Genomic DNA, 23,951 nt, shown 5'->3' with positions numbered 1-23,951 from the left:
CGCGTGCGGTCAACGGCTGTTATCGACGAAGTTCACGGGCGTGCCTTTCTCGACGCTGGCTGCCACGCGTTCGGCGTCCCAATTCGTCAGTCGGACGCAGCCGTGCGATTGCGCTCTCGAGATCTTGGCGGGCGAGGGCGTGCCGTGTATGCCATAGCCGTCGCCCGAAAGATTGATCCAGACTGTGCCGACCGGATTGTTGGGTCCGGGCTTGATGGTGAAGGGCTTTCGGGAATGCACGCCCTTGAAGTGATAACGCGGATTGTAATGATAGGTCGGGTTCTGGTCGACTTCGGTGACCCTCAACGTTCCCGAAGGTGAGGGCTTTTCCTCGCTTCCAACCGTTGCCGGGAAAAATCCGATCAGTGCGTTCGACTTGTCGAACAGCTTCACCGTCTGCCGGCTCTTGTCGACCTCGATGTGGTCCGCTTCGGGAGGGGCGGCCTGATCGTCAATCGTGTTCAGGACGACGATGCTTTCGCCGGCGCGATCGAAATCCTTCCCGGGGTTGAGCATCGCGAGCAGTTGCTCACTCATGTGGAATTTCTCGGCGAGTTCTTCTCTCGCGCTGGTATAGCTGAGGCTGGGAAGGCGCTTCATCGCCTCCATCTTCGCCGGGAGCTTGCGCAGAAACGGGCCCGCGACGTCCTTTTGCGTCACGGTGTAGTTCGCGAGCACCGGCTGGTTATCGCTCCGAAGCTTCTTCCAGATGTCCTCGGTGACCTCGTCTGAAGCCGGCAGGTGCTGAGCCTCCGCGTAGGCGCGAAGCGCCTTTCTGGCGTTTGTTCCGAACCTTCCGTCGATCTCGCCGGGCGAGAAGCGCGCGCGATCGAGCAGAACTTCCAGCCGGACGCCGAACGGCGTCGGCTTGTCGCTCGAAAGCCTCTTTGCCGGAGGCCCGGCATTGTTGATGGCGGCCGGATCCATGGTTGCGCCGAACGCTGCGCCAGTCGTGACGGCGACGACCAGCGCCAGGTAGAAGTGCTTCGCGCTCCCAGCCACCACCTTCGCGAACCCTTCTGCTTGCCTCATCGTGACAACGAAAACGGGGGCTACCGCGATCTGTTCCGCGAGCCCGATGATTGGATACGCCGCAGCGCGACCGCTCGCGCCTTCCGACTAGACGATCGGCGTATTCCAGGAACTTCGCGGATCGTTCGTGAGTTAGTGGCCGAACAGAGGCAAGAGGCTGGGTGTCATGAACGAGACGTCCCAATTGGCCAGCGCGATGCTGACGCTGATCTTTGCGGCAGGAATGCTGATCGCAGGGCAATTGTATATGGAAAGCCGCTCTGCAAGGACATCCATCATTCCTGCGGCCCGGGCATCCTCACTGCGGAATCCGAGCCGTGAAGATCTTGTTTTCTCCGCCAAGCCGCATTCTCTTCACTCTCCCCAATTTCATTATCGTCGCCAGTAATGAGACTGATAAAAAGGTTCGCTCCGCTTGCACCAGAACGGCGGCCGCAGGATCCAGAAATGGACGGCAGCGGTCTGTGCTTTGAAACCTTGGATCATGGCGGCGAATATCCCGACCAGATGCCGCAAGCCATCAGGCTGATCGACGCCGAGGGCCGCTCGTGCGTCTATGTCCCGGTCGTGCAGAACGGCAGGGTGGTGGACTGTCTGGGGCGTATGGAAGATACAGAGGACGACTGAAACGTCCGTCCCGCCCTGATGCCGCGGCCGTGTGGCCGCGGCGCCGCCATCAGGCAGCCTTCACGTCTTCGACGAAGCCGATGACCGCCTGCCAGAGCCGGTCGGCCTGGCCGGTCAATTCGTTGGAGTTGTCCAGCGCAATGCGGGCATGCTGATCGGTTTCCGCCGCGGCCTCGAGCACGCCGGCGATATTGCTGGAAACCTCATCGGTACCCGCCGCTGCCTGCTGGACGTTGCGGGCGATCTCGGCGGTCGCTGCACCCTGTTCTTCGACCGCGCTTGCCGTCGTCGTCGCGATCTGGTTGATCTCCATGATGACGGTTTCGATGCCCTTGATGGCGCTCGCGGCTTCCTTGGTCTCGCCCTGGATGGACGAAATCTGCGCCGCGATGTCTTCCGTCGCCCGCGCGGTCTGGGCTGCGAGGTTTTTGACCTCGGAGGCGACGACGGCAAAGCCTCTGCCGGCCTCGCCCGCGCGTGCCGCCTCGATCGTGGCGTTGAGCGCCAGCAGATTGGTTTGCGAGGCGATGCTGTTGATCAGGTTGATCACCTCGCCGATCCGGTCGGCAGCCTGGGACAACCCCTCCATCGTCACCATGGTCCGGCTCGCCTGCTCGGCGGCGCGGCGCGCGACGTTGGCCGAGCTTTGCGCCTGCTGGCCGATCTCGCGGATCGAGGCCGACAGCTCCTCGGCCGCAGAGGCAACCGTCTGAACATTGGCCGAGGCCTGCCCGGACGCAGTGGCGACGGCGCCCGACTGGGATTTGGTGCGTTCGGCAGCTCCGCTCATGGTCATGGCGCCATCGTGCATCCGCTGCGCCGATTCCTTCACCGCGTCGGCAATGTCCTTGACGGCATGCTCGAGCCGCGCGGCAAGTTCTCTCAAGCCCGCTTTGCGGTCCTGCTCGGTCTGCGCCGCGAGGCGGCTCTTCTCCGACTCGACCTCGGCAATTCGAACGGCGTTGTCTTTGAAGATGCTGACGGCGCGCGCCATGTTGCCGATCTGGTCACCTCGCCCGGCGCCCTCGATTTCGACCGTCAGATCGCCGCCGGCGAGCTGCGACATCGTCCGCGTCATCCGCTTGATCAGCGTCGAGATCGAGATCGTAATGAGGCCGGCCAGGATAATGGCAAGCATGCCGCCGGTTATCGCGGCAATTGAGCCGGCGGTCGAGGCATCCTCGGCGATTCTGGCGGCGGTCGAAACGGCCTCGCTGCGATTGGTTTGATATTCGTTGCGGAGCGCTTCGGCGTCCTGGCCGAGTTTGATGCCGGTCTTGACCTGTGCCGCATGGGTCTGCTCGGTCGACGCCACCGAGGCGACCAGCTGAGCGGAGGAGGTCAGCATCTTCTCGACCTGCGCCGGCAATAGAGCGACGACCTTGGCCAAGGCGGGATCGGCCGGCGGCAAAGCCTTTACCGGAGCCAGCTCCCTGCCGACCCGTTCCCGTTCGGCGGTCATGATGTCCAGATCGCCGGCAGACGAGGTGCCGACATAACGGTAGGCGATGGCGCGAAGCGCCTGGACCGCCTGCTCGAGTCGCTGGGCTGCTGGAAGCGCCGCTTCGCCCGCCGCCCCGAGTTCGAGCGTCACGGTCGTCAACGTATTCGTCAGCCGTATGCTGCTGGCGTTCATGGCCTGCAGCGCAGCCTGACGTTTCCTGATTTCCTCGTCCAGCTTGTTGAATACGGCATGGTATTCGGAAAGGCCGCTGCGCAGCCCATCGCCGCGCGGACCGACGGCTTCGCGCAGGGCATCAATCGATTTGTCGAGCGGCTCGAAGGCGGCGAGCGTTTTGCTGCGGTCCGTGGCCGAGCCGGACCGGAAATAGTCGACGCTGACGCGCCGCAGCAGCAGAAGCTGACGGGCAAAGTTGCTGACCGTGTCGGTCGCCACCGATGCTTGCTCGATGTGAGCAACATTGTCCCGCACATCGCGGATCCGAGCGTTGTAGAAGATCGAGGTGCCGGCACTCAACACCATCAGGAGCCCGAAACCGCCGATCAGGCGACCGTTGAGACTGATCCGGTTGGCGACAGACAGCAATGACATCGATGTTGCCTCATTTGCCGTAAGCACGGATGGCGTCGATCTTGTCTTTGCCAAACTGCTTCTGGAATTGGCTTTCAAGGCCGGCGAGTGAGGCCACGAAAGCCGGGCGGTCGATATCTTCGACCACTTTCATGCCGCGGCGGCGCAGCTCCTCGAGGCCGCTTTTTTCGGCCCGGTCGAGATAGGCACGACTGGCCTTGCTTCCGGCGACACCGGCGGCACGCAGCGCTGATCGATCCTCAGGCGAAATGCGTTCGAAAACCTGCTTGGAGATCAGGAAAGCTGCCGGCGAGTAGACATGCCCGGTCAGACACAGATAGTGCTGAACGCGGTCGAAGTTCGTCGCTACGATGGTCGCGATCGGGTTTTCCTCCGCCTGGAATGATCCCGAAGACAGCGCCGCGTAAAGGTCGGGGAATGGCAGGGAGTGTACGTCGGCGCCGATCGCCTTGAAGCTCGCCACCATCACCTCGGATTGCGGTACGCGCAGCTTGAGATTTTTGAGGTCTTCCGGCCGGCGAACGGCGCGGTCAAAGGTGGTGAGATGGCGCAGGCCGTTTTCGCCCCAGGCGAGGCCGACGATGCCCTTCGGTTCCAGACGCGCCAGGGCCGCCTTGCCGATCTCGCCGTCCATCACGGCGCGGGCGTGACCGAGGTCGCGAAACAGGAACGGGATATCGAAGATGCTGAGTTCGGGCGCGATCGCCGTAAAGACTGCAGAGGAAGTAAAGGTCATGTCGAGCGTGCCGGCAGCGACGTCCTGGCACATCTCCAGCTCACCGCCGGTTTCGCCGGCAGGATAGAGTTCGACCCTCAGCCGGCCGCCGCAATTGTGCTCAACGTAAGTGGCGAACTCCAGCGCACCGGCGCCGAATTGAGAGTCCCTCGGATTGATGAAACCCATCCGCAATACCTGCGGCTGGATCGCCGAATAGGCGCGCCGGCTCGAAAGGCTCGAGGTGATGGCGGCCGCGGCAGCGCCCGCAAGGAAGCGCCGTCTTCCGATCTTGTCACGCATGTCTTTGCCCCGCGGGCAATGAAAATTGCCGCCCAGCGCAATAGACGGCGTTAGGGTAAATAAACCGATAACGCGCCAAAAACGCGAGGCAACAGAACAGGAAGCGAGGCCGGGCAAGGCGAGGGCGGGTATTTCCGATCTGAAATCGTTCAGGGTTCAGATCGATAAGCGGTCCCAAGTTTGCCAGGGCACATGACTTTCAAGGATGGTGGGCGACCGCGTCCCGAAAGGCCAAGCGGGTTACGCCACCATGTCCGCGGGGGACGGGGCTGCGGTCAGGTCGAGCTGCGAAAGCGGCACCGGCCGGCCGAACAGATAGCCTTGCACCAGGTCAACGCCGGCTACGCGCAGGTACTCCAGCTGTTCCTCGGTCTCGACCCCCTCGGCGGTCGTCACCGTTCCAAGGCCTTGCGCGAGCGCGAGCGTCGAGGCGACGACCGCCTTGCAGTCACGGCGATTGAGCACGCCTTGCGTGAAAGACTTGTCGATCTTGATCTTGTCGAACGGAAAATTTGCCAGATAGTTCACCGAAGAATATCCGGTACCGAAGTCGTCGAGTGCCATCGAGATTCCGAGATTCTTGACCTGACGGATAGTGGTCAGATGGGCTTCCTGGTTCTCGAGAAGCGACGTCTCGGTGATCTCAAGCTCCAGCCGCTCGGGCGGAAGGCCGGTCTCCATCAGCGTCCGCAGGATGACCTCGAAGAGATTGCCCTTCTTGAACTGAATGGCGGAGATATTCACGGCGAGCCTGACATGCGCCGGCCATGACGCGGCATCCGCGCAGGCGCGCTGCAGGATCCATTCGCCGAGAGGGCCGATGAGACCGGTCGCTTCCGCGAGCGGAACGAACTTGTCGGGTGAAATCAGACCCTTCGTCGGATGCCGCCACCGCACCAGCGCCTCGACGCCGCACAACGCGCGCGTCTTCGCATCCACCACCGGCTGATAGAACAGTTGGAAATCCTGCCGCTCGATCGCCTCTCGCAGTTCGCTCTCGGCGCTGCGCTGTGTGCGGGCGACCTCGAGAAGCTCGCTGCGGAAGAACCGGTAGTCGTTCCGGCCGTTGGATTTGGCGTCGTACAGCGCAAGATCGGCACGCTTGAGGAGCTCTTCTGGATCGCTCTCGTGTTCCGGAGCCAGCACGATGCCGATGCTGGTGCCGAGGCTCGTCCGGTTGCCGTTCAGATCGAACGGTCTGGAAATGGCGCTGATGATTCGAAGCGCAAGCGCAATCGCGCCCTCATGCTGGTCGGAGCCGCCTTCCTGGATTACGGCAAATTCGTCGCCGCCCAATCGCGCCACCACGTCGGTTTCGCGGACGGTGGATTTCAGCCGTCTTCCCACCTCGATCAGCAGCTGGTCGCCGGCCGGATGCCCGAACGTGTCGTTGACGACCTTGAACCTGTCGAGATCGACCATCATCACCGTGACGGTGCTTCCGCTGCGCTTCAGCCGCTTGCACGCGTGTTCGAGCCTCGCATTGAACTCAGCGCGGTTCGCGAGCCCGGTCAGCACGTCGTGGCGAGCCAGGTGGACGATCTCGGCCTCGGCACGCCGCCGCTCGGTAATGTCTTCGTGCGTCGCCAGCCACCCGCCGTCATCCATCGGCTGCCGGCTGATAAGGATGAAGCGTCCATCGGAAAGTTCATCGACGCGGCTCGATACTGCATCCTTCGGCAACTGATCGAGCGAGGCGATCTTCTGCCTGGCGCTCATCCCTGCCTTGAGAACCCCGCGAGAGATTCGATCGGCAATGATCGCGTCATGGTGCGTTCCGACCTTCAGGAGCTCCGGCGGCAGCTGATAGAGCTTCGCATAGCGTTCGTTCCAGACCACGAGGCGCTTCTCGCCGTCGAACATGCAGAGCCCGTGCGCCATGTTGCTCAACGCCGCATCGAACTGCTTGTTGATCCGCGACAGTTCGCTCGACTGCTCCAGAATTGCCCTCTCCTGGCGCATGCGTTCGGTGATGTCTTCGTGGGTGGCGACCCAGCCGCCGTCGGGCAACGGGCGGTGGGTGATCTGAATTGAACGTCCTTCGACGGATTGCAGCGTGACCTGCTCTCCGCGCGCGACGTGTTCGATGATTCGGGCGCAGTAGTCATCGACCTCGACCTGTATCGATCCGATGTCGTTGCGATGGGTAATCAGGTCCCGAAGCTCGCAGCCCGGTTTCACAACGTCGGCCGACAGCCCGTACATCTCGATATATCGCCGGTTGCAGACGACGAGCCGCTTGTCCTGATCGAACAATGTCAAGCCCTGCGACATGTTCTCGACCGCAGTGTCGAGGCGCTGCTTCTCTAGTCTCACCAGCCGCTGTGCGGATTGATGCTGCCATGTCAGTCGGCGCACGATCAGCATGATCGTGATCGCAACAATGATCGCCGAGAGCATCGCCGCGACCACGAGGAACCTGGTCTGTGCCCGCCAGTCGGCAAGAGATGATGCAACTGTGGTTGTAGCCACGATCGAAAGCGGAAATCGCGACAGGCTCTGAATGGCGACCAGCCGCTCGGCGCCATCAACCGGGCTGAATAACCGCGTCGCCCCGTGATTCAGGCCGAGCAGGGCGGCTGCCTGCGGCGTCGAACCAGCCTTGAAATCCTTGCCCATAATGGCGTCGACGTGCGGGTAGCGCGCCAGCAAGGTCCCGTCATGATGATGCATCGATATCGTGGCTTGCTTTCCGAGCGCGACGGTTGAAAAGAAATCCTCGAATTTTGCGGGCGCAATGGCCCGTGAAACCACACCCAGGAAGGTGCCGTCTGGCGCAGCCACCTTGCGGGTAACGAGAATCTTCCACACGCCCGTAAAGCGGCTGAGCACAAGTTCGATCTGCGGATGCTCGGCGTCCGCGCTGGACTTGAGGGCCTTGAAATAGTCGCGATCGTCGATCCTGACGCCCGGAACAGTCGTGGTTTCCGACGAATTGATCAGCAGGCCGTCCGCATCATAGATATTGAGGCCCGCGACCTTGGAGACGCGGCTGACCTTTTCCGCCAGCTCCCGCTGCATTTCCGGCGTGGACATCCGGCGCCTGAAATCGTCCGGGGAATTGATGCCGGCCTGATGAATCTGTTCAATGAGGTCGACGAGGGGAATCTCGGCGTCGCTCAACTGCTGGTCGAAATGACGGGCGAGCAGAATGACGGTGTTTTCCAGTTCGCGTTTGCTGCTCTCAAGCGCATGATCGCGAAAATTGAAGACCGTCATCGCGGTCCCGACGGCAATGGCTGCAATCAGCAGGATCCCGCAGGCGACGAGCCACAGGATTGGATCGCGGCGGCCGGACGACTCGCCGTCGGCAAAAGCGCCGGCGCCGACTGCGTCCGCTTCATCGGAAGGTTTGCGTCCAATCCGCATTTTTCTTCGCTCCCCGTCGGAAAAGGATACAGTTCGAGCGTGGAGCGGCCGTTAGTAATATAGGTTATCGAAGCGTTAATATCGGACGCCGGCTCAATACGGTCCACGCCGCACACCACTTTCAATCGCCGGCGCAAGGCGTATGAGGTGCACCGCAGCTGGGCGTGCAATCATAAATCCATCACGGTTCGCTCGGTCCATGGCGGACCAAGATTGGTCATGACCGGGATGCTCACTCGTGACCCGGAAGAGACACCCGGTTTCTCTAAGTCTATATGACGGCCGAAGACAACCGGAGGCAGCCTCATGTCTTGTATTCTCAGGCCGCCAAAAGTCGGGGAGCCTCCAGCGCTCTCTGCATTGTGCTTCCGTTCGAAAGCGGTGTGGGGCTATGACGACGACTTCATGGAAGCGTGTCGCCGAGAACTCACCATTGAGCCATCTGAGTTGCAATCAACCTCGATTGCGGTTGCAGAAAACAACGGCGGAGTTGTTGGCGTGGTGCAGATCAAGGTGGTCGGCAACGAAGCGGACTTGCTCAAGCTGTTTGTCGAACCGACGACACTGCGCCGTGGGATTGGAAAAACCTTGTTTGTTTGGGCGGCCGACCGAGCGGCTAGAAGAGGAGCCGATCGCTTTATGATCGAGGCTGACCCGGATGCTGCGTCCTTCTATAGGCGAATGGGTGCGGAGGATTGCGGCTTCGCTCCGTCCGGCTCAATAGCCGGAAGGATGCTGCCAAGGCTGGTCAAAGAGCTGCGATCGATTTGAGCGGAATGTTGCTCAATGGCCCTTTGCTGTCCTCGCTCTCAAAGCGATTTTGCCGCTTCCAGCGGGAGGAGCGGGCATCGTTACACTGAACGCCTGGCGGATTTATGAGCACGCGCCGCTAATAGCCTGACGCCAGCCCGGTGCCGCGCCGCGGATCGTTTGCGCCATAATACCTGTTTCGTGCGACCGGCTTTCCTTCAAGGCTTGGCGCGCCGATGATGATGGCGGCGAGGTGATTGGCCGGCAGCGAGTCGCTGAAGCGATATCCCATGTCCTCCAGGATGTGGCGGGTGTCGGGCGACAGCGCGTAGGGTTCGACGCTGGTCACGTCGGGCAGCCATTGGTGATGGATGCGGGGCGCGTCGACGGCTTCCTGAATGTTCATGCCGAAATCGACGACATTGAGGATGGTTTGCAGCACCGCCGTGATGATGCGCCTTCCGCCAGGTGTGCCGAGAACGAGCACGGGCTTGCCATCTTTGGTGATGATCGTCGGGCTCATCGAACTCAAGGGAATCTTGCCCGGCGCGATGGCATTCGCCTCGCCCGGCACGACCCCGTATGCGTTGAGGCGGCCGGGATCCGGCGTGAAATCGTCCATTTCGTCGTTCATCAGCACGCCGGTGCCGGCGGCGACCACCTTTGCGCCAAACCAGTCGTTCAGCGTGTAGGTCAGCGAGACAGCATTTCCGGCTCGATCGATGATCGAGAAGTGCGTGGTGTTGGAGCCTTCGTGAGAGCCGAGGTCCTTGCCCAGTTCGCTGGAGATCCCGGCCTTGTCGGCCGCAATGGAATCGCGGATCTTCGCCGCATAGTTCTTGTCGATCAGCCGCCCGACCGGATTCTTGACAAAGGCGGGGTCGCCGAGCAGCGTGTTGCGGTCGGCGTAGGCGTGACGCATCGCCTCGATCTCGTCATGGATCGCCTGCGCCGAACCCCAGCCGAGCTGGCGCAGCGGGTATCCCTCCAGGATGTTCAGCATCTCGCATAGTGCCGTGCCGCCGGAGCTCGGCGGCGGCGCCGAGATCACATGATAGCCGCGATAGTCGCACTCGATCGGAGCAAGCTCGCGCGTCCGGTAGGTTGCGAGATCCTCTTCGCTGATGATCCCGCCGCCCGCGCGGCTCGCCCTCACGATGGCCGCAGCAGTCTTGCCGCGATAAAAGCCGTCAGGGCCGTGCGCTCTGATCAGGCGAAGCGTGTTGGCGAGTTCGGGCTGCACCAGTCTTTGGCCGGCCACAAAAGGCCGATCCTTGCTGAGGAAGATCCTGGCAGTCGACGGAAATTTCCTGAAATCGTCAGTCGCCGTCGCCAGCATGTCGACGTCACCCTGGTCGAGCGTGAAGCCGTCGTCGGCCAGTTCGATCGCAGGTCCGATCAACGCCGCCCGCGACATCGTTCCGTATTTCCTGCGCGCGAATTCCAGGCCCGACACGGTGCCGGGAATGCCGACGGCGAGCCAGCCGGTCGTGCTCAGGCCTTTGACTGTCTTTCCGTCGCTGTCGAGATACATGTCGCGCGTCGCGGCGCGCGGCGCCTTTTCGCGAAAATCGAGGAACGTCTTTCGTCCGTCGGCAAAGCGGAGGGTCATGAAGCCGCCGCCGCCCAGATTTCCGGCGGCGGGATAGACGACCGCGAGCGCATATCCGACCGCGACCGCAGCATCGACCGCGTTGCCGCCGCGCTTGAGAACGTTGACCCCGACCTCGGTTGCAAGGTGCTGCGCCGTGACCACCATGCCCCTTTCGGCCGCCACCGGGCGCATCGAGGCGGCATTGATGGCGGGAACCAGCGCCATCAGCCAAAGGCACGTCAGCAGCAGGCAACCCGCCGTCAACCTGCCAAAGGCGAGGTCAAATCGGTCTGATCGGATCTTTAACTTAAGCCTCGAAGCGCGCAATGACTTGTCCTATCTTGTAATCCTGCGACGAGTGCCGCGGATCTGAAGTGCCTGCACCACAGGGACTTCAGATCGATAAAGCGGTACTAGAAACAACAAGATTGCGAGTAGCCCATGACTTTCCGAAGTTCGTGAAGCTGGGTGCTGCGATGGAGCACGAAGTTCGGAAAGTGGCACTAGCAGGGTCGCATGCAGGTTCCAAATCACTTCTCTAGCAGGGTTTCTCTTCGAATGCTCCCAGGGCGCCGCTTTGCCGCTGCCGCGTTGTTCTCGCTGGTCACAGTCGGACTTTTCCAGATTTCGCCGGCGGCCGCAGCCGGCGCCTGCGCGGAAGTGACGGTGCTGCCGGCGCCGTTTTCGCCCTGGAGCGGCGCACCGCTGCGGGTCATGGTGATCGCCGAGAAGCCGCTTACGGGCACCGTGTCGCTGATCGCGCCCGATGGCAGTGTCGCGGCGAAGTCGGCTGACCGGCATGAGGGGCCGCCTTATTCCTGGTTCGCCGAAGTCGCACACCCCGCTGCAGGGACCTGGCGCGCCACGCTGCAATCTGCGTCGGCCGATTGCGCACCCGTGACGCGCGATATCACGGTGGCGGCGCGCAAGCCTGAGCCGTTCCATATTCCGGCTGGCATGATCTGGCCAGCGCGTAACAACTGGAATAGCACGACGGAAGCGCTGTTCTCGGCCTGGATCGAAAAACTGTTCGACGCGCCGGCCGATCAGGATCTGAACTGGAAGGTCTGGTACGAAGTGCTGCGCGATCCCTCGCGCAATTTTCTCTACAACTATCTCGGCCGCAACGAGGACGTCACGCAAACCGGGCTTCGCCCGGACTGTGCCGACTTCGTCTATTTCCTGCGCGCTTATTTCGCGTTCAAGATGGGGCTGCCATTCGGCTATTCGAGTTGCTCGCGCGGTGCCGGCGGAAGGCCTCCCAGGTGCGGCCAGTGGTTCGATGTCGAGCATCCCGAAGTGACGCGTCCGCCTCCGCCGCCGGGCCAGGAAGCTGCGACGGTGGCAGATGCAGCACCACCGCCGCCACCGCCGCAAACGCCGAGCTTCCTGCGGCTGTTCGGCCAATCGGATGCGCCGGCGGAGCAGCCTCTCGCAACTTCGCCCGCGAAGCCGGCCCCGCCAAAGCCGCAGCGCCCGACCAGCTTCGCCGAATACCTGCGGGACGTCGGCGACGTCGTTCACACCGGGGCGGTGCGCGCGGGCGACGACCGGGCCGACTTCTATATCATACCGCTGACGAGGGAGGCGCTGCGTCCCGGCACGGTCTATGCCGATCCCTATGGCCATGTGCTGATGCTGGTGCGCCGCGTGCCGGAAGTGAACGGCACGCCCGGTGTGTTCCTCGCCGTCGACGCCGAACCCGACGGCTCGATCACGCGCAAGCGCTTCTGGCGCGGCAATTTCCTTTTCGTGCACGAGCCTGCGCTCGGCACGCCCGGATTCAAGCATTTCCGCCCGATCGTGCGCGAAAAGAATGGATCGCTGCATCGGTTGACCAACGCCGAAATCAACAGGAATCCGCAGTTTGCCGATTTTTCGATCGAACAATCGCAGATGTCGGCGGAAGATTTCTATGACCGGATGGACGATGTGATGTCGCCCGAACCGCTCGACCCGATGCGTGCGATGGAGGATGCCATCGCAAGCCTCAGCGAGCAGATCAGGACGCGCGTCACGGCAGTGGAAAACGGACGGAAATACCAGATCAAGCAACCTGGCGAGACGTCGATGCCGGATGGCGCCTCGATCTTCCAGGCGAGCGGCGCCTGGGAGGACTTCTCGACGCCGGCGCGCGATCTTCGCCTGTTGATCGCGATCGACGTTGTGCGGAATTTCCCGGCTCGCTTTGCGCGGCGCGCGGATCGTTACGCAATACCGCCAGGCAAGAGCGTCACCGATGTGAAGAACGAATTGCAGGCGGCACTGGCCTCGGAACTCGCCTCGCGCAAGGTGACGTATACGCGCAGCGACGGCTCGCCCTGGACGCTGACGGTCAAGGACGTGGTCGACCGCGCAACCGACCTCGAGATGGCGTATAATCCAAACGATTGCGTCGAGCTTCGCTGGGGCGCGCCCGAGAACAGCGAAGAAGCGTCGACATGCAGGCGCCATGCGCCGCAGGCCCAGCGCGCCAGGATGTCGAACTATCGCGCCTGGTTCCGCGACCGGCACTGGCCGTCGCATACATAGCAATCCGAGCCGCACCAGACGGCAAATCCCCTGCGATCTGCGGATGCGCCTTGCTCGGAAGCCCCGGCGGCGCGGCCGATCATGACGGCACCAGCGCCTTGAAACGCGCGAGAAAGCGCTTCTCGGCCTTCGCCGCGCTCCAGGGTGTCAGATAATCCCCGCGCACAGCCGGTGACAATCCGGGATCGCGGCCGAACAGCCGCCTGGCTTCGTCCGCCGCAAAACCCGCCAGTTCGGTGGCTTCGAGATAGGCCGCTCCCTTGTCGGCCGTCTTGATCGCCTCGGTAATCTTGTCGGCCAGGATCGCCGGCAGGCCGAAGCGGATGTGGATCGCGGACAACAGCCGCTTTTCGACCGACTTATAGCCTTCGCCGAGCACGGCCTTGAACGGCGAGATCATGTCGCCGATGACATATTCGGGGGCATCGTGCAGCAGCGCAGCGAGGCGCCAGCTGCCATCGATACGCGGCAGCTGCTCGCGCATGACAGCTTCAACCAGCAAGGTGTGCTGCGCCACCGAAAAAATATGCGGCCCGCTGGTCTGTCCGTTCCAGCGCGCGACGCGCGCGAGCCCGTGGGCAATGTCGGCGATTTCGATGTCGAGCGGCGAGGGGTCGATCAGGTTGAGTCGCCGGCCCGAAAGCATCCGCTGCCAGACCCTGAGGCCCTCTTTCGGCGGCGTCATCTGGCGGGTAGGCGGGGGCTGCGGCGTTTGCCGGCGCACCCTTCGTGGCAGAAGCAGGTGACGAGATGGTCGTTGACCATGCCGGTCGCCTGCATGAAGGCATAGACGATGGTGGGGCCGACGAATTTGAAGCCGCGCGACGAAAGCTCTTTCGACATCTTGATCGACAGCGGCGTCGATGCGGGAACACTCGCGGTGGTCTTGAACTGGTTGACCTTGGGCTTGCCGTCGAGGAAATCCCACAAGAACTTCGAAAAGCCCGGGCCTTCCTCCATGATCTTCAGGTACGACTTGGCGCTCGAGATCGCTCCTTCGATCTTGGCGCGGTTGCGGACGATGCCGGCATCGTTCATCAGCGCGTGAATCTTCTTGGGGGTGTAGCGGGCGATCTTGTCCGGTTGAAAATCGTCGAAGGCTTTGCGGAAACGATCGCGCTTGCGCAGGATGGTGATCCAGGACAGCCCGGCCTGGAAGCCGTCGAGGATCAGCTTTTCATAGAGCGCGCGGTCGTCGAATTCCGGCACACCCCATTCGGTGTCATGATAAGCGACGTAAAGCGGATCTTCGCCCGGCCACGGGCAGCGCGTCAGGCCATCGGCATGCAGGCGCGCTTTTGTCATGCGACGGTCTGCTTGGGCGGCAGGCGCAGCTCGTCAGGCTCCGCGATCCGGATTGCCAGGCCTCCCGCCGTCAGTGGCGTGCCGGCTTGCAGCGCCTCACCGGCCCGATCAACCCGGATCAGAGCAAGCCCGCGGCCGTCAGCCGCCGATCCCATGGTACCGACCGCTTTGTCGCCGGCCAGGATTGTCGAGCCCGGCTCGGGCGCTGGCCCGTCCAGCAACAGCCGCACCGTGCGTGTGCGCGCGGTGCCGCGATGCTGCATCCGCGACACCACCTCCTGGCCGACATAGCAGCCCTTGTCGAAGTCGACGCCATGAAGGCGGTCCATGTTGGTTTCATGCGGGAAGGCGTCGCCATACGTGAAGTCGAGGCCCCCGCGGGGTGCGCCGACCGCAAGCCTGTGCGCCTCATAGGCGGAAGCATCGACGAGCTCCGCCCCGATCAAACCGGCCGCTTTTGGCGCGAGCTCGGCCGGAACCAGAATCCGCAAGCCCAGCTCAGGGTTGCGCGGATCCGCAAAGGCGAGATCTGGCTTCAACGCCGCGTCGCCGTCCCAGGCGGCGAGCACGCCAAGGCTGTCGGAGAGATTTTCCACCGCGACCTTGGCGCGCAGCCGGTAGAAGGTGAGCTTGTCGGTCAGCGCCTGCGCGAGCGCCTTCGGACAATCGATCAGGAACCCGCCGCCATGCCCTGAGGGTGCCTCGGTGATCAGGAAATCCACCGTAATTTTGCCCTGCGGTGTCAGCAGCGCGCCGAAACGGCCCTGTCCGGGCTCAAGCCGCGCGGTGTCCGTCGTGATGAGGCCGTTGAGGAAGTCGCGGGCGCTGTCGCCCGAGACCTTGACCACGCCGCGGTCGGGCAGAAACGCAGCTTTCATTTCCTTGCGAGTCTCACGTGATATCTCATGTGAGAAAAGTAAGCCGCAGAGCTGCAAACAACAAGGGCGCTTATTGCCTCGCCGTGGCCGTGGAAAACTCGCCATTCCGCACGCGGACGACAAGGCCCTCGACGAATTTGGCTACCGCGTCTTCGCCATAGGTGCGGACGAGTTCGGCAAAGGCCGCAAACAGGCTCGCCTGGGCGAGGCAATCGCCATCGACGCCGTCATGCCTCGCTTCAGCCCAGGCTTCACTGAGATAGCTGAGCGCGGCCTGCTTCTGTTCCTGATCGGGCAAGAGGTCGCGGGCGATGAAAGGCGCAGGATGGCTCATGAACTTGAAAGCAGCTTGGAGGCGAGGCGGGAGCTTGGTGTAGCACGCCATGCGGAACGGGCTAGTGCAGTTCTTTAGGAAAGGTTAACGGAGGTCAAGAAACTTCTCCGCATGTGGAACGACGCGCCCGCGCTGCTCGGGCCGACTGGCTGCGGCGAGGCATCTTCAGTTGAGGGGCTTGAATATCGTGGCGCGGGTGCAAAACCTCGCCGACGGCGACGAGATCTGCATCACCGAAGAAGTTTACGGCGCGCCTGACGTGGCGGAAATCGTCGCGCCATATCCGCTGACAAAGAGCGAGGTGCAGCTCAAGGGCGTCAGCAATGCCATGTCGATCTATCGCCTGACCCAAATGGATATGACTTAATTCGCGTAGCGCGCGGTCAGGTCGCGGGAGATTTTCAAGCCTTCGTCAATGTAGCGGCGGATGGCGAGCGTCGCTGCGGGCGTGCAGGTGCGGTAGGTCTGCTGGAAACCGTTATAGCCTCGGTTGAAGCCGGCGATCATGCGCGCGCGCCGCTCTCCGGTCGGGGTTTCGGCATCGAGCAGCGCTTGCATCTCGTTGCGCCATTTGCCGCCTTCGTTGCTGCCGCAGATGCCCCGCAGATAGTGCAGGGTTCCGAGAATCTCCGCGAACCGCTGCAAATCATTGTCGAATGGCGCGGCTGCCTCTTCGGCGCGCGCGGCGCCCAGGAGGCAGCACAAAGCGAGGAGGGCGATGGAAAGCAGTTTCGGCATCAACGGATCCGGGGAAACCTCATTGATATGCGCTCTCGGAGGGCGCGACGCAAGCTGCCGATTCTCCTGTTGCCGCCGTGGCTTACAGGCCCAGTATGGCCTTCGCCGACTGGATCACGCCCGGCAGACCATCGGTGACCTTGAGGTCATCAAGCGCATCGCTCGCAAGCCACCGGTAGTCGTCGAGTTCCTCGTTCAGACGAGGCTCCCCGCCGCTCCAGCGCGCCGCAAAGGAGAGGATGACGTAATGCCCGCCGCCTTCGGCGGTCGGCACCACCTCGCGCCAGCCGGCCAGGCCCACGATCTCGATTTTCAGCGTGGTTTCCTCCATCACTTCGCGATTCAGCGCAGCATGGAGCGTTTCGCCGAATTCCACTCGGCCACCAGGCAGCGAATAGAAGCCTTTTCCGGGCGAGCGTGCGCGCCGTACCAACAGGACCTTGTTGTCGCGGAAGATCGCTGCGCTCACCGCGAGCTGGGGACGGGAGGGAGGAGAGGATGTCAAGGCAGGTTCCGGGACGAGAAAGTTCGCGCGAAGCCTAGAACAGCATCGCGCCTCATCGCAATCAATGGGTCATGATATATTCGACGTCGGCAGCGCCATCGCCGTTGATGACCCCGCCAGCCTGCATCACCAGCGGCTTGACCCAGCCGGTGGCCTGCTCGGCGAGTTTGGCGCGGGTTGTGTCCTGCTGAGCGTTTCGCATGGCATCGCTCACGGCGATGAGGATCGCGGTGATAGCATTCGTGATGTTGTCGAATTCGGCACGGATGCGCTTGTCGGCGGCATTGTAGGCCTCGATCGCAAGGTCCCTGGCCTTGAAATTGGAGGCTGTAAAATGCTCTGCGTAGGAAAGCGGCCGCCAGGAAAGAAAATCATCGGCGCATTCCGGCATGTCCGGAACCATCTCGAGCAGCATCACGGCTTCGTTGAAGTGATTCAGATAGTCGGTGGCAAGACCAGTGCGGGGATTGATGTTGGCCGCGCGCAATTCTTCCGCCAGCGCCGCAAGGTCGGCGACGGTCTCGGAAGCAACTGGTCGCACCGGATTGGCAGCGGGTGAGGTCATCTGCCGCAGTGTTGGGGTTTGGAGTTAAAAGGTGCTGAATTTCATCTATCCGGGTACCACAAATGTGCGGACGCTTCGTTATCACCTCGCCACCGGAGGCACTTCGGCAATTTTTCGGTTATTTTGAACAGCCGAACTTCCCGCCGCGGTTTAATGTTGCTCCGACGCAACCAATACCTGTCGTTATCAGCCACGAAGGACGGCATTTTCGCCTGATGCGCTGGGGGTTTTGGCCGGCCTGGGTGAAGGACCCCCGTAAATTTACGCTCCTGATCAACGCGCGCGCGGAGACCGTGAAGGAGAAGCCGGCGTTCAAGAATGCAATCCGGCGGCGGCGCTGCCTCATCCCGGCGGACGGCTATTACGAGTGGCAATCGACCGAGAGCGGCAAGCGGCCGTATTTTATCCAACGGCGCGACGGCGCGCCGCTCGGATTTGCCGGCGTGGCCGAGACCTGGATCGGCCCCAATGGCGAGGAAGTGGATACGGTTGCCATCGTCACGGCGCCGGCGAGCGCCGACCTCGCCGCTCTGCATCCGCGCGTGCCGGTTGCGATCAGCCCGCGTGATTTCGAATTCTGGCTGGATTGCCGCTCCGACGAGGCGGACAGCGTGACGCCCTTGATGCGTGGGCCGGAAGTCGGCGAATTCGTCTGGCACGAGATTTCGTCGCGCGTCAATCACGTCGCCAATGATGATGCGCAACTGATCCTGCCGATCACCGATGAGCAGCGTGAGGCCGAACGGCCCAAACCGAAGAAGGCTAGCGCCCGCAAAACCGCATCCGCCGATTTCGACGAGGGGCAGGGAAGTCTGTTTTGAATACGGTCGAGATATAATCCGCCGCCGTCACGCCCGGACGTAGCCGTTCTTCGAACGCTATTGTCGGCACGAGTTTACGGTCTTTCGTCACGAACCTCAGCCTTGAGCAGTTGCTTCAGCTTGGTCACGGCGCTGTCGGGCGTCGTCAGCACGGGCAGCTTGGTCGCCTCGGCCACCATGTCGGCGGCGGGCGCCATGCTGTACTGCGCGAGTGCGATCAGGTCGCAGTCGCGCAGGTCACGCGAGGCCTGCACGACCAGGCGGTCATGCTCGGCGCGGTCGCCGCGATCAAGCGCGGCCAGCGCGCCTTCCGCCAGCTTCGGCACCAGCTGGATGGTGCCGGGGAATTCCGGCGGCATCGACCGCAGGGTCGGCGGAAAGGTCGAGAGCAGGCCAATGCGGTGGCCGCGTTCGACCGCCTGCTCGATCATCGCCTGGTTTGGCTTCAGCACGGGCATCGGCGAAAGGTCGCGCGCCACAGCGTCGATACAGGGACCGAATGCCGAGCAGGTAAAGAGGATCGCGTGGGCGCCGGTCGAGGCAGCATATTGTCCGAGCGCGAGGAAGCGGTCGGTCATCTCAGGCGTCAGCCGGCCATCGCGCGCCACATCCGCCGAAAGGCTGTCGTCGAGCAGGTTCATCAGCGTGGCCTCCGGCCAAAGCCGCGCGAATGAGGCTTCGATGGGAGCAAGCGAGTGCTTCAAGGCGTGAATGAGGGCGATGCGCATCTTTCGATTCTTTCGGCGGAGCCGTGGGGTGTCAATATCGGCTGTGTTCATGTGAAGATGTTCAGCGCCGCATATTGCAGCAGCATGATCGTCTTGGCGTCGACGATGCCCCCGTCATCGATCATGGCGAGCGCTTGGTCGAACGGCAATTCCAGCACCTCGATTTCCTCGCCCTCGTCAGCGAGACCGCCGCCGGGACCGATGCACATCCCGGGGTCGTATTCGGCGACGAAGAAATGGATCTTCTCAGTCACCACTCCCGGACTCATGAAGGCTTCGAATACCTTCTGGACGTGCCGGAGGCGATAACCGATCTCTTCTTCCGCCTCGGCGCGGATCCGATCCTCAGGCGACGCATCGTCGAGCAGGCCCGCGGCGGCCTCGATCAGCAGATCGTCATAACCGTTGACATAGGTCGGCAGACGAAATTGGCGAGCCAGCACCACTGTCCGCCGCGCGCGGTTGTAGGGAAGGATGGCCGCGGCATTGCCGCGATCGAACACGTCGCGCGTCATGCGCTGCCAAGCGCCGTCGTTGCGACGCCACTCGAAGGTCGTGCTTTTCAGCGTGCCGTAATGGTCGGATAGCACGCGTTCGCCCTTGATGCGGATACGGTCGGCGACGGTCATGTCATTCCTTCTGCAGTTCGATCGATCAAGGCGTGGGCGCGCGGCCGTCGAGCCATTTGGCGAAGATGACGCGCTCGGGCTCGGAATAGCCCAGGGCTTGATAGAAGCCTCTTACCTGGCTGTTGTCGGCGCGGACCAGAAGCTGCAATTTCTCGATGCCGCGCCGGCGCAGCCAATCTTCAGCCGCAGCCATCATGACGCCACCATATCCTCTGTGGCGGCGAACCGGATCGACCGCGAGGTAATAGACCCAGCCGCGGTGACCGTCATGCCCGACCAGAACGGTGGCGGCGATCGCGTCCTCATCGCGCCCGATCAGCACCGTAGCGTTGGATTCCTTGCGGGCGAGCGCGATGTCGGCGGCGGGATCGTTCCACGGCCGCGTCAGGCCGCAGGCCTGCCACAGCGCCACGACATCGGCGACGTCAGCGTCATCGATCGGCGCAATCGCAAGTGTCGGCAGCTCGTCGGTCACAGAACCTTGCCGGGGTTCATGATCCCGAGCGGGTCGAGCAGGGTCTTGATCGAGCGCATCAATTCGATCGCGACCTTGTCCTTTACCTCGGGCAGTTCGTCCCGTTTGAGGACGCCGATGCCGTGTTCGGCCGAGATCGATCCGCCCATTCGCAGCACGATCTCGAATACCACCGCATTGACGTCGTGCCAGCGCGCGAGGAAGTCGGCTGGGTCGGCGCCGACCGGCTGGCTGACGTTGTAATGGATATTGCCGTCGCCAAGATGGCCGAACGGTACCGGCCGCGATCCCGGAATGAGCTTCACGACAGCCGCGTTCGCCTCTGCAATGAAGGCGGGGACGGCCGCGACCGGTACCGAGATGTCGTGCTTGATCGAGCCGCCTTCGGGCTTCTGCGCCGCCGACATTTCGTCGCGCAATTTCCAGAACGCCGCGCGCTGGCTCAAATTCGCCGCGATCACCGCGTCGTCGACGATGCCTTGTTCCATACCTTGCGCCAGGATCGATTCCAGCGTGGCGCGGGCATCCTCGCGCGGTGAGGAGAGCTCCATCAGCACGAACCAGGGATGCGTGCTCGCGAGCGGCGCGCGGATGTCGATGCCGTGGCGGACGCTGAAATCGACCGCGATGTCGGCGAGCAGCTCGAAACTGGTGAGACTGCCGGCCGCTTCGGCTTGCGAGATCGACAGCAGCTTGAGCGCATCCGCCGGCGATTTCAGGCCGACAAAGGCGGTCTCGATGCTGCGCGGTTTCGGAAACAGCTTCAATGTCGCCGCGGTGATGATGCCGAGCGTGCCTTCCGCGCCGATAAAAAGGTTCTTCAGGTCGTAACCTGTATTGTCCTTCTTCAATTTCGACAGCGCGTTGAGAATGCGCCCGTCCGCCAGCACGACCTCGAGCCCGAGCGCCATCTCGCGCGCCACGCCGAAGGCAAGCGCGCCGGTGCCGCCGGCATTGGTGGAGAGATTGCCGCCGATGGTGCAGCTTCCTTCGGCACCCAGCGACAGCGGGAAATAGCGGTCGACGTCGGCCGCTTTTTGCTGTGCGACCTGCAGCACCACGCCGGACTCGCAGGTCATGGTGTTGGAGGACGGATCGATATCGCGAATCTTGTCGAGCCGCCGCGTCGACACGACCACCTCGCCCTGAGGCGTCTGGCCGCCGACCAGACCCGTATTGCCGCCCTGCGGCACAAGCGCGATTCTCTCGCTGGTCGCGAGTTTGCAGATGTCGGAGATCTCGGCGGTCGAGCCCGGACGCAACACCAGTGGAGACCGTCCGTGATAGAGCCCGCGTTCTTCCGTCACGTAGGGCGCGACATCGGCCGGCTCCGTCATCGCATATTTGTCGCCGACGATGGCGCGAAACCGCGCGATCAGTTCGGGCGAAAGCGGCGGCATCGGCGTCTGGGCGATGTTCATGGGCGGGCCTTTTCTTGTCTGCTTTTGTTGTCTGTCGTTATCTGCCGATCGCAGCGCGGCGCAGCCGGTCGTTGATCGCTTCACCCAGGCCATGTTGCGGCACCCGCATCACGGCGATGGCGCGCGCACCTCTCGCATCGAGCGTCCGAAGATAGCCAAACAGGTTGGCGGCGGCCTCGGCAAGATCGCCCGTTGCCGACAGGTTCATGACCGCTTTTGCTGCATGGCCGCCATTCACCGCGGCAGGACCAAATGCGAGAAGCGCCTCATCGGGCGCGACGTCGACGGCGTTGAGCCGAACCGGCGTATGCGGCGCGTAATGCGAGGCCAGCATGCCCGGTGCGAGCGGCTTGTCGTCATCGTTCGCCGCGTCTTCCGGCAGCCGCTTGAGGGGACGGCCAAGCACGCGCTCGATGTCTTCGCGCGGCAGCCCGCCCGGTCTCAGCAGCATCGGCTCTTCAAGGCACGCAACAATGGTGGATTCGACGCCGACCTGGACCGCGCCGCCATCGAGAATCAGATCCACGCGTCCGGAAAGGTCGCTTGCCACGTGCGCTGCCGTGGTTGGCGAGACATGGCCCGAAAGGTTGGCGGACGGCGCGACCACCGCCCCGCCGAAGGCGCGCAGCAGCGCTGTCGCGACCGGATGGGCGGGAATGCGGAGCGCGACCGTATCGAGACCGGCAGTGGCGAGTTCCGCGACCGGGCAATGGGCGGTTTTGGGCAGGACCAACGTCAGCGGGCCCGGCCAGAACGCCGCCGTAAGCTTCAAGGCGGTCGCATCGAAGCGGGCGATCGCCTGGGCCGAGGCGAGGTCGGCGACGTGGGCGATCAGGGGATTGAAGGAGGGCCGGCCCTTGGCTTCATAGACCCTGGCCACGGCAGGGCCCTGGGCGGCATCGGCGCCCAGCCCATAGACCGTCTCGGTGGGGAAGGCGACCAAGCCGCCTGACGCAAGGCAGCGAGCGGCCTCCGCCACGGCAGCGGCATCGGCCGGCAAGATCTGTGTTTTCAGGCCCAGCTTCACTAGTGCCCACTTTCCGAAGTTCGTGCTCCATTGCAGCACCCGCCTTCACGAACTTCGGAAAGCCATGGGCACTTGCAGATTTATTAATTCTAGTACCGCTTTGTCGATCTGAAGTCCCGGGTCGAATTCGCCGCTTGCGGGGCAGGGACCTCAGATCGGCGGTTACTGGGCGTCAAAATCCTCAAATCCGGCTCCTTGCAGTGCGCGAAAGCGGACGCTATAAGCCGCCATCTTGTCGGAGCGTGGCTCAGCCCGGTAGAGCACTGCGTTCGGGACGCAGGGGTCGCAGGTTCGAATCCTGCCGCTCCGACCATTCTTCCAACTCCTTTTAGATATTGCTGTTTTCCAGCGCAACGACTGGAGCTCCGATTCCGAAGTTCGCAAGCTATTGGGGCGATCTCCGATGCGAGCTTCGGACTCAAGGCAGCTTCAGCAAAATATGGTTTCCAGTGCGGCTTGGACTTGAAGTTCCTATGACGAACTTGCCGCGAAACTGACAGGAATTTCAAAATCGCAGCCCTGGCTGCCATGATTAATCCGTGGCCCGCCAAAGCTGGTTTTCGCCTCTCTATTTGTTCGCGGCGGCTTGAAGGATCGGAATCAGCCGCGCGGCCTCGCTTTTCACGAGCTCGGCAAGCGGCCTGGGGCCGCGGCGGGCGGGCTCGATGCTGTTGGCGCCGAGCTCGGCGAGCCGCTTCCTGATCGCGTCTTCCTCGAGGCCTGCGTCGAGGGCGGCGGCAAGCTTGTCGATAACAGGTTTTGGCGTGCCGGCCGGCGCGAATACCGCGTACTTCACGGCAATGTCGAATTCCCCGAGCCCCTGTTCGTGGGAGGTCGGCACCTCCGGCAGCATCGGGCTGCGGTGCCTGGCGGCAATCGCCAGGGCCCTGACTGCGCCGGTCTGGACCTGCGACAGCGTCCCGAGCACCGGATCGCATTCATAGTCGATTTCGCCCGCGAGCATGGCGTTCAATACCGGCGCCGTTCCGGTGAACGGGACGAGGGTCGGCTTGATCCCGATCGCCGAATTGAGGAGCAGGCATCCGATATAGGAGATCGAGCCGACCCCGGCATGACCGACGTTGAGCTTGTCGGCATTGGCCTTGGCGTAGGCGACAAATTCGCGCAAATTCTTGGCAGGAAAATCTTTGCGGACAACGAGCAGTTCGGGATATTCGGCCGCCAGTCCAACCGGCTCAAAATCCTTTTGCGGGTCGTACCCCAGTTTCGGATAGAACGCGGGCGCCAGCGCATTGGTCGACATGTGGCCGAACAGGATCGTGTAGCCGTCAGGCGTAGCGCGCGCGACGCGCTGTGCCCCGATGGTGCCGCCGGCGCCGTTGACGTTTTCCACCACGACGCTGCGGCCGAGACGGCGGGAGAAAATATCGGCAACGATCCGCCCCGTGATGTCGGCGGGGCCTCCGACCGCAAAGGGGACGATCATGGTGATCGTTCTGGTGGGATAATCCTCGGCCAACGCCTGCGCGCCGCCCAGTCCACTCACGATCAGAAAGATCGCCGCCCAGTATCTCGTCACGATCGCCCCC

24 protein-coding genes and 1 tRNA gene are annotated in these 23,951 nt (G+C 62.8%); 7 read left to right on the top strand and 18 right to left on the bottom strand.

The genetic code is table 11. From position 1 onward, the window contains the following. Positions 1-9 precede the first annotated feature (9 nt). Positions 10-1,032 (bottom strand): L,D-transpeptidase family protein, encoded by a 1,023-nt coding sequence (locus NEZ08_RS18025; protein WP_367278430.1) that lies wholly within the window; start codon positions 1,030-1,032, stop codon positions 10-12. A 166-nt stretch (positions 1,033-1,198) separates the two neighbouring features. Between NEZ08_RS18025 and NEZ08_RS18020 the strand changes: the two genes are divergently transcribed. Together NEZ08_RS18020 and NEZ08_RS18015 are read left to right on the top strand one after the other, a co-directional pair. After that, positions 1,199-1,420, top strand: coding sequence for a hypothetical protein (locus NEZ08_RS18020; protein WP_298109697.1), 222 nt, complete (start codon positions 1,199-1,201; stop codon positions 1,418-1,420). A gap of 59 nt (positions 1,421-1,479) precedes the next feature. Beyond that, positions 1,480-1,659, top strand: coding sequence for a hypothetical protein (locus NEZ08_RS18015; RefSeq protein WP_298109693.1), 180 nt, complete (start codon positions 1,480-1,482; stop codon positions 1,657-1,659). A gap of 49 nt (positions 1,660-1,708) precedes the next feature. Here the strand turns inward: NEZ08_RS18015 and NEZ08_RS18010 are convergent, their stop codons facing one another. The 3 genes from NEZ08_RS18010 to NEZ08_RS18000 form a co-directional block, all read right to left on the bottom strand. Next, complete coding sequence (locus NEZ08_RS18010; RefSeq protein ID WP_298109690.1) at positions 1,709-3,712, bottom strand: methyl-accepting chemotaxis protein; 2,004 nt, start codon at positions 3,710-3,712, stop codon at positions 1,709-1,711. 10 nt (positions 3,713-3,722) lie between these two features. Then, on the bottom strand, positions 3,723-4,730 hold the full coding sequence (gene dctP / locus NEZ08_RS18005; protein WP_298109688.1) for a TRAP transporter substrate-binding protein DctP: 1,008 nt from the start codon (positions 4,728-4,730) through the stop codon (positions 3,723-3,725). 240 nt (positions 4,731-4,970) lie between these two features. After that, positions 4,971-8,099, bottom strand: coding sequence for an EAL domain-containing protein (locus tag NEZ08_RS18000; RefSeq protein WP_298109685.1), 3,129 nt, complete (start codon positions 8,097-8,099; stop codon positions 4,971-4,973). A gap of 306 nt (positions 8,100-8,405) precedes the next feature. On the opposite strand from NEZ08_RS18000, the gene NEZ08_RS17995 reads away from it, so the two are divergent. Then, positions 8,406-8,870, top strand: coding sequence for a GNAT family N-acetyltransferase (locus NEZ08_RS17995; protein WP_298109682.1), 465 nt, complete (start codon positions 8,406-8,408; stop codon positions 8,868-8,870). A gap of 118 nt (positions 8,871-8,988) precedes the next feature. Here the strand turns inward: NEZ08_RS17995 and ggt are convergent, their stop codons facing one another. Then, positions 8,989-10,668: a gamma-glutamyltransferase gene (gene ggt, locus NEZ08_RS17990; protein ID WP_298109679.1), complete on the bottom strand. Its 1,680-nt coding sequence runs from the start codon at positions 10,666-10,668 to the stop codon at positions 8,989-8,991. 333 nt (positions 10,669-11,001) lie between these two features. On the opposite strand from ggt, the gene NEZ08_RS17985 reads away from it, so the two are divergent. Next, positions 11,002-12,975 carry a hypothetical protein gene (locus tag NEZ08_RS17985; protein WP_298109676.1) on the top strand — a complete coding sequence of 658 codons (1,974 nt, stop codon included), beginning with the start codon at positions 11,002-11,004 and terminating at the stop codon, positions 12,973-12,975. 79 nt (positions 12,976-13,054) lie between these two features. Here the strand turns inward: NEZ08_RS17985 and NEZ08_RS17980 are convergent, their stop codons facing one another. The 4 genes from NEZ08_RS17980 to NEZ08_RS17965 all read right to left on the bottom strand — a co-directional run bounded on the left by NEZ08_RS17980 (position 13,055) and on the right by NEZ08_RS17965 (position 15,492). Further along, on the bottom strand, positions 13,055-13,660 hold the full coding sequence (locus NEZ08_RS17980) for an HD family hydrolase (RefSeq protein ID WP_298109673.1): 606 nt from the start codon (positions 13,658-13,660) through the stop codon (positions 13,055-13,057). Then, positions 13,657-14,280 (bottom strand): DNA-3-methyladenine glycosylase I, encoded by a 624-nt coding sequence (locus NEZ08_RS17975; RefSeq protein ID WP_298109670.1) that lies wholly within the window; start codon positions 14,278-14,280, stop codon positions 13,657-13,659. Before NEZ08_RS17975 ends, NEZ08_RS17980 begins: the two co-directional genes overlap by 4 nt. Then, the gene (locus tag NEZ08_RS17970; RefSeq protein ID WP_298109667.1) at positions 14,277-15,158 is read right to left on the bottom strand and encodes a folate-binding protein; all 882 of its coding nucleotides are present in this window, start codon (positions 15,156-15,158) and stop codon (positions 14,277-14,279) included. Before NEZ08_RS17970 ends, NEZ08_RS17975 begins: the two co-directional genes overlap by 4 nt. Before the next feature lie 70 nt (positions 15,159-15,228). Beyond that, positions 15,229-15,492, bottom strand: a complete 264-nt coding sequence (locus NEZ08_RS17965; protein ID WP_298109664.1) for a hypothetical protein — start codon at positions 15,490-15,492, stop codon at positions 15,229-15,231. 169 nt (positions 15,493-15,661) lie between these two features. On the opposite strand from NEZ08_RS17965, the gene NEZ08_RS17960 reads away from it, so the two are divergent. Then, the gene (locus NEZ08_RS17960; RefSeq protein WP_298109662.1) at positions 15,662-15,859 is read left to right on the top strand and encodes a hypothetical protein; all 198 of its coding nucleotides are present in this window, start codon (positions 15,662-15,664) and stop codon (positions 15,857-15,859) included. Here NEZ08_RS17960 and NEZ08_RS17955 read toward each other — a convergent pair. From NEZ08_RS17955 to NEZ08_RS17945, 3 genes are all read right to left on the bottom strand, one after another. Further along, a complete protein-coding gene (locus tag NEZ08_RS17955; RefSeq protein WP_298109659.1) occupies positions 15,856-16,230 on the bottom strand; it encodes a TIGR02301 family protein in 375 nt (124 codons plus the stop codon). The two genes, NEZ08_RS17960 and NEZ08_RS17955, sit on opposite strands and share 4 nt — an antisense overlap. 82 nt (positions 16,231-16,312) lie before the next feature. Beyond that, positions 16,313-16,735, bottom strand: coding sequence for an NUDIX hydrolase (locus NEZ08_RS17950; protein ID WP_298109656.1), 423 nt, complete (start codon positions 16,733-16,735; stop codon positions 16,313-16,315). 61 nt (positions 16,736-16,796) lie between these two features. Continuing rightward, entirely contained in the window at positions 16,797-17,300 is a 504-nt protein-coding gene (locus NEZ08_RS17945) for a hypothetical protein (RefSeq protein WP_298109653.1), read from the bottom strand. A gap of 62 nt (positions 17,301-17,362) precedes the next feature. On the opposite strand from NEZ08_RS17945, the gene NEZ08_RS17940 reads away from it, so the two are divergent. Further along, on the top strand, positions 17,363-18,121 hold the full coding sequence (locus NEZ08_RS17940; RefSeq protein WP_298109652.1) for an SOS response-associated peptidase: 759 nt from the start codon (positions 17,363-17,365) through the stop codon (positions 18,119-18,121). Between the two features lie 74 nt (positions 18,122-18,195). Here NEZ08_RS17940 and NEZ08_RS17935 read toward each other — a convergent pair whose 3' ends face one another. Genes NEZ08_RS17935 through NEZ08_RS17915 form a run of 5 tightly spaced genes read right to left on the bottom strand, consistent with a single transcriptional unit; the run spans position 18,196 to position 22,401 of the window. Next, entirely contained in the window at positions 18,196-18,849 is a 654-nt protein-coding gene (locus NEZ08_RS17935) for an arylsulfatase (protein WP_298109650.1), read from the bottom strand. A gap of 47 nt (positions 18,850-18,896) precedes the next feature. Then, positions 18,897-19,478, bottom strand: coding sequence for an NUDIX domain-containing protein (locus NEZ08_RS17930; RefSeq protein WP_298109648.1), 582 nt, complete (start codon positions 19,476-19,478; stop codon positions 18,897-18,899). 25 nt (positions 19,479-19,503) lie between these two features. Next, the gene (locus NEZ08_RS17925; protein WP_298109733.1) at positions 19,504-19,941 is read right to left on the bottom strand and encodes a GNAT family acetyltransferase; all 438 of its coding nucleotides are present in this window, start codon (positions 19,939-19,941) and stop codon (positions 19,504-19,506) included. 8 nt (positions 19,942-19,949) lie between these two features. Continuing rightward, a complete protein-coding gene (locus NEZ08_RS17920; protein ID WP_298109646.1) occupies positions 19,950-21,374 on the bottom strand; it encodes an FAD-binding oxidoreductase in 1,425 nt (474 codons plus the stop codon). A gap of 37 nt (positions 21,375-21,411) precedes the next feature. Beyond that, positions 21,412-22,401 (bottom strand): L-threonylcarbamoyladenylate synthase, encoded by a 990-nt coding sequence (locus NEZ08_RS17915; RefSeq protein WP_298109644.1) that lies wholly within the window; start codon positions 22,399-22,401, stop codon positions 21,412-21,414. Between the two features lie 236 nt (positions 22,402-22,637). Here NEZ08_RS17915 and NEZ08_RS17910 point away from each other — a divergent pair. Continuing rightward, positions 22,638-22,714, top strand: a tRNA-Pro gene (locus NEZ08_RS17910). A 255-nt stretch (positions 22,715-22,969) separates the two neighbouring features. Here NEZ08_RS17910 and NEZ08_RS17905 read toward each other — a convergent pair. Next, a complete protein-coding gene (locus NEZ08_RS17905) occupies positions 22,970-23,941 on the bottom strand; it encodes a tripartite tricarboxylate transporter substrate binding protein (protein WP_298109642.1) in 972 nt (323 codons plus the stop codon). Positions 23,942-23,951 lie beyond the last annotated feature (10 nt).

It is taken from the genome of Bradyrhizobium sp. (assembly GCF_027451485.1).
GTDB lineage: Bacteria > Pseudomonadota > Alphaproteobacteria > Rhizobiales > Xanthobacteraceae > Bradyrhizobium.
Note: the sequence above shows the minus strand (reverse complement) of the source record. Positions and strands in the feature narration are given on the sequence as shown.

Coding starts and splice junctions, on each gene's coding strand:
- NEZ08_RS17985 (WP_298109676.1), top strand. CDS start 11,002: ATGCTCCCAGGGCGCCGCTTTGCCGCTGCCGCGTTGTTCTCGCTGGTC.
- NEZ08_RS18025 (WP_367278430.1), bottom strand. CDS start 1,032: ATGAGGCAAGCAGAAGGGTTCGCGAAGGTGGTGGCTGGGAGCGCGAAG.
- NEZ08_RS17970 (WP_298109667.1), bottom strand. CDS start 15,158: ATGAAAGCTGCGTTTCTGCCCGACCGCGGCGTGGTCAAGGTCTCGGGC.
- NEZ08_RS17955 (WP_298109659.1), bottom strand. CDS start 16,230: ATGCCGAAACTGCTTTCCATCGCCCTCCTCGCTTTGTGCTGCCTCCTG.
- NEZ08_RS17980 (WP_298109673.1), bottom strand. CDS start 13,660: ATGACGCCGCCGAAAGAGGGCCTCAGGGTCTGGCAGCGGATGCTTTCG.
- NEZ08_RS17945 (WP_298109653.1), bottom strand. CDS start 17,300: ATGACCTCACCCGCTGCCAATCCGGTGCGACCAGTTGCTTCCGAGACC.
- NEZ08_RS18015 (WP_298109693.1), top strand. CDS start 1,480: ATGGACGGCAGCGGTCTGTGCTTTGAAACCTTGGATCATGGCGGCGAA.
- NEZ08_RS18010 (WP_298109690.1), bottom strand. CDS start 3,712: ATGTCATTGCTGTCTGTCGCCAACCGGATCAGTCTCAACGGTCGCCTG.
- NEZ08_RS17930 (WP_298109648.1), bottom strand. CDS start 19,478: ATGACCGTCGCCGACCGTATCCGCATCAAGGGCGAACGCGTGCTATCC.
- NEZ08_RS17965 (WP_298109664.1), bottom strand. CDS start 15,492: ATGAGCCATCCTGCGCCTTTCATCGCCCGCGACCTCTTGCCCGATCAG.
- NEZ08_RS18000 (WP_298109685.1), bottom strand. CDS start 8,099: ATGCGGATTGGACGCAAACCTTCCGATGAAGCGGACGCAGTCGGCGCC.
- NEZ08_RS17995 (WP_298109682.1), top strand. CDS start 8,406: ATGTCTTGTATTCTCAGGCCGCCAAAAGTCGGGGAGCCTCCAGCGCTC.
- NEZ08_RS18020 (WP_298109697.1), top strand. CDS start 1,199: ATGAACGAGACGTCCCAATTGGCCAGCGCGATGCTGACGCTGATCTTT.
- NEZ08_RS17920 (WP_298109646.1), bottom strand. CDS start 21,374: ATGAACATCGCCCAGACGCCGATGCCGCCGCTTTCGCCCGAACTGATC.
- dctP (WP_298109688.1), bottom strand. CDS start 4,730: ATGCGTGACAAGATCGGAAGACGGCGCTTCCTTGCGGGCGCTGCCGCG.
- ggt (WP_298109679.1), bottom strand. CDS start 10,668: ATGGCGCTGGTTCCCGCCATCAATGCCGCCTCGATGCGCCCGGTGGCG.
- NEZ08_RS17940 (WP_298109652.1), top strand. CDS start 17,363: ATGTGCGGACGCTTCGTTATCACCTCGCCACCGGAGGCACTTCGGCAA.
- NEZ08_RS17935 (WP_298109650.1), bottom strand. CDS start 18,849: ATGCGCATCGCCCTCATTCACGCCTTGAAGCACTCGCTTGCTCCCATC.
- NEZ08_RS17975 (WP_298109670.1), bottom strand. CDS start 14,280: ATGACAAAAGCGCGCCTGCATGCCGATGGCCTGACGCGCTGCCCGTGG.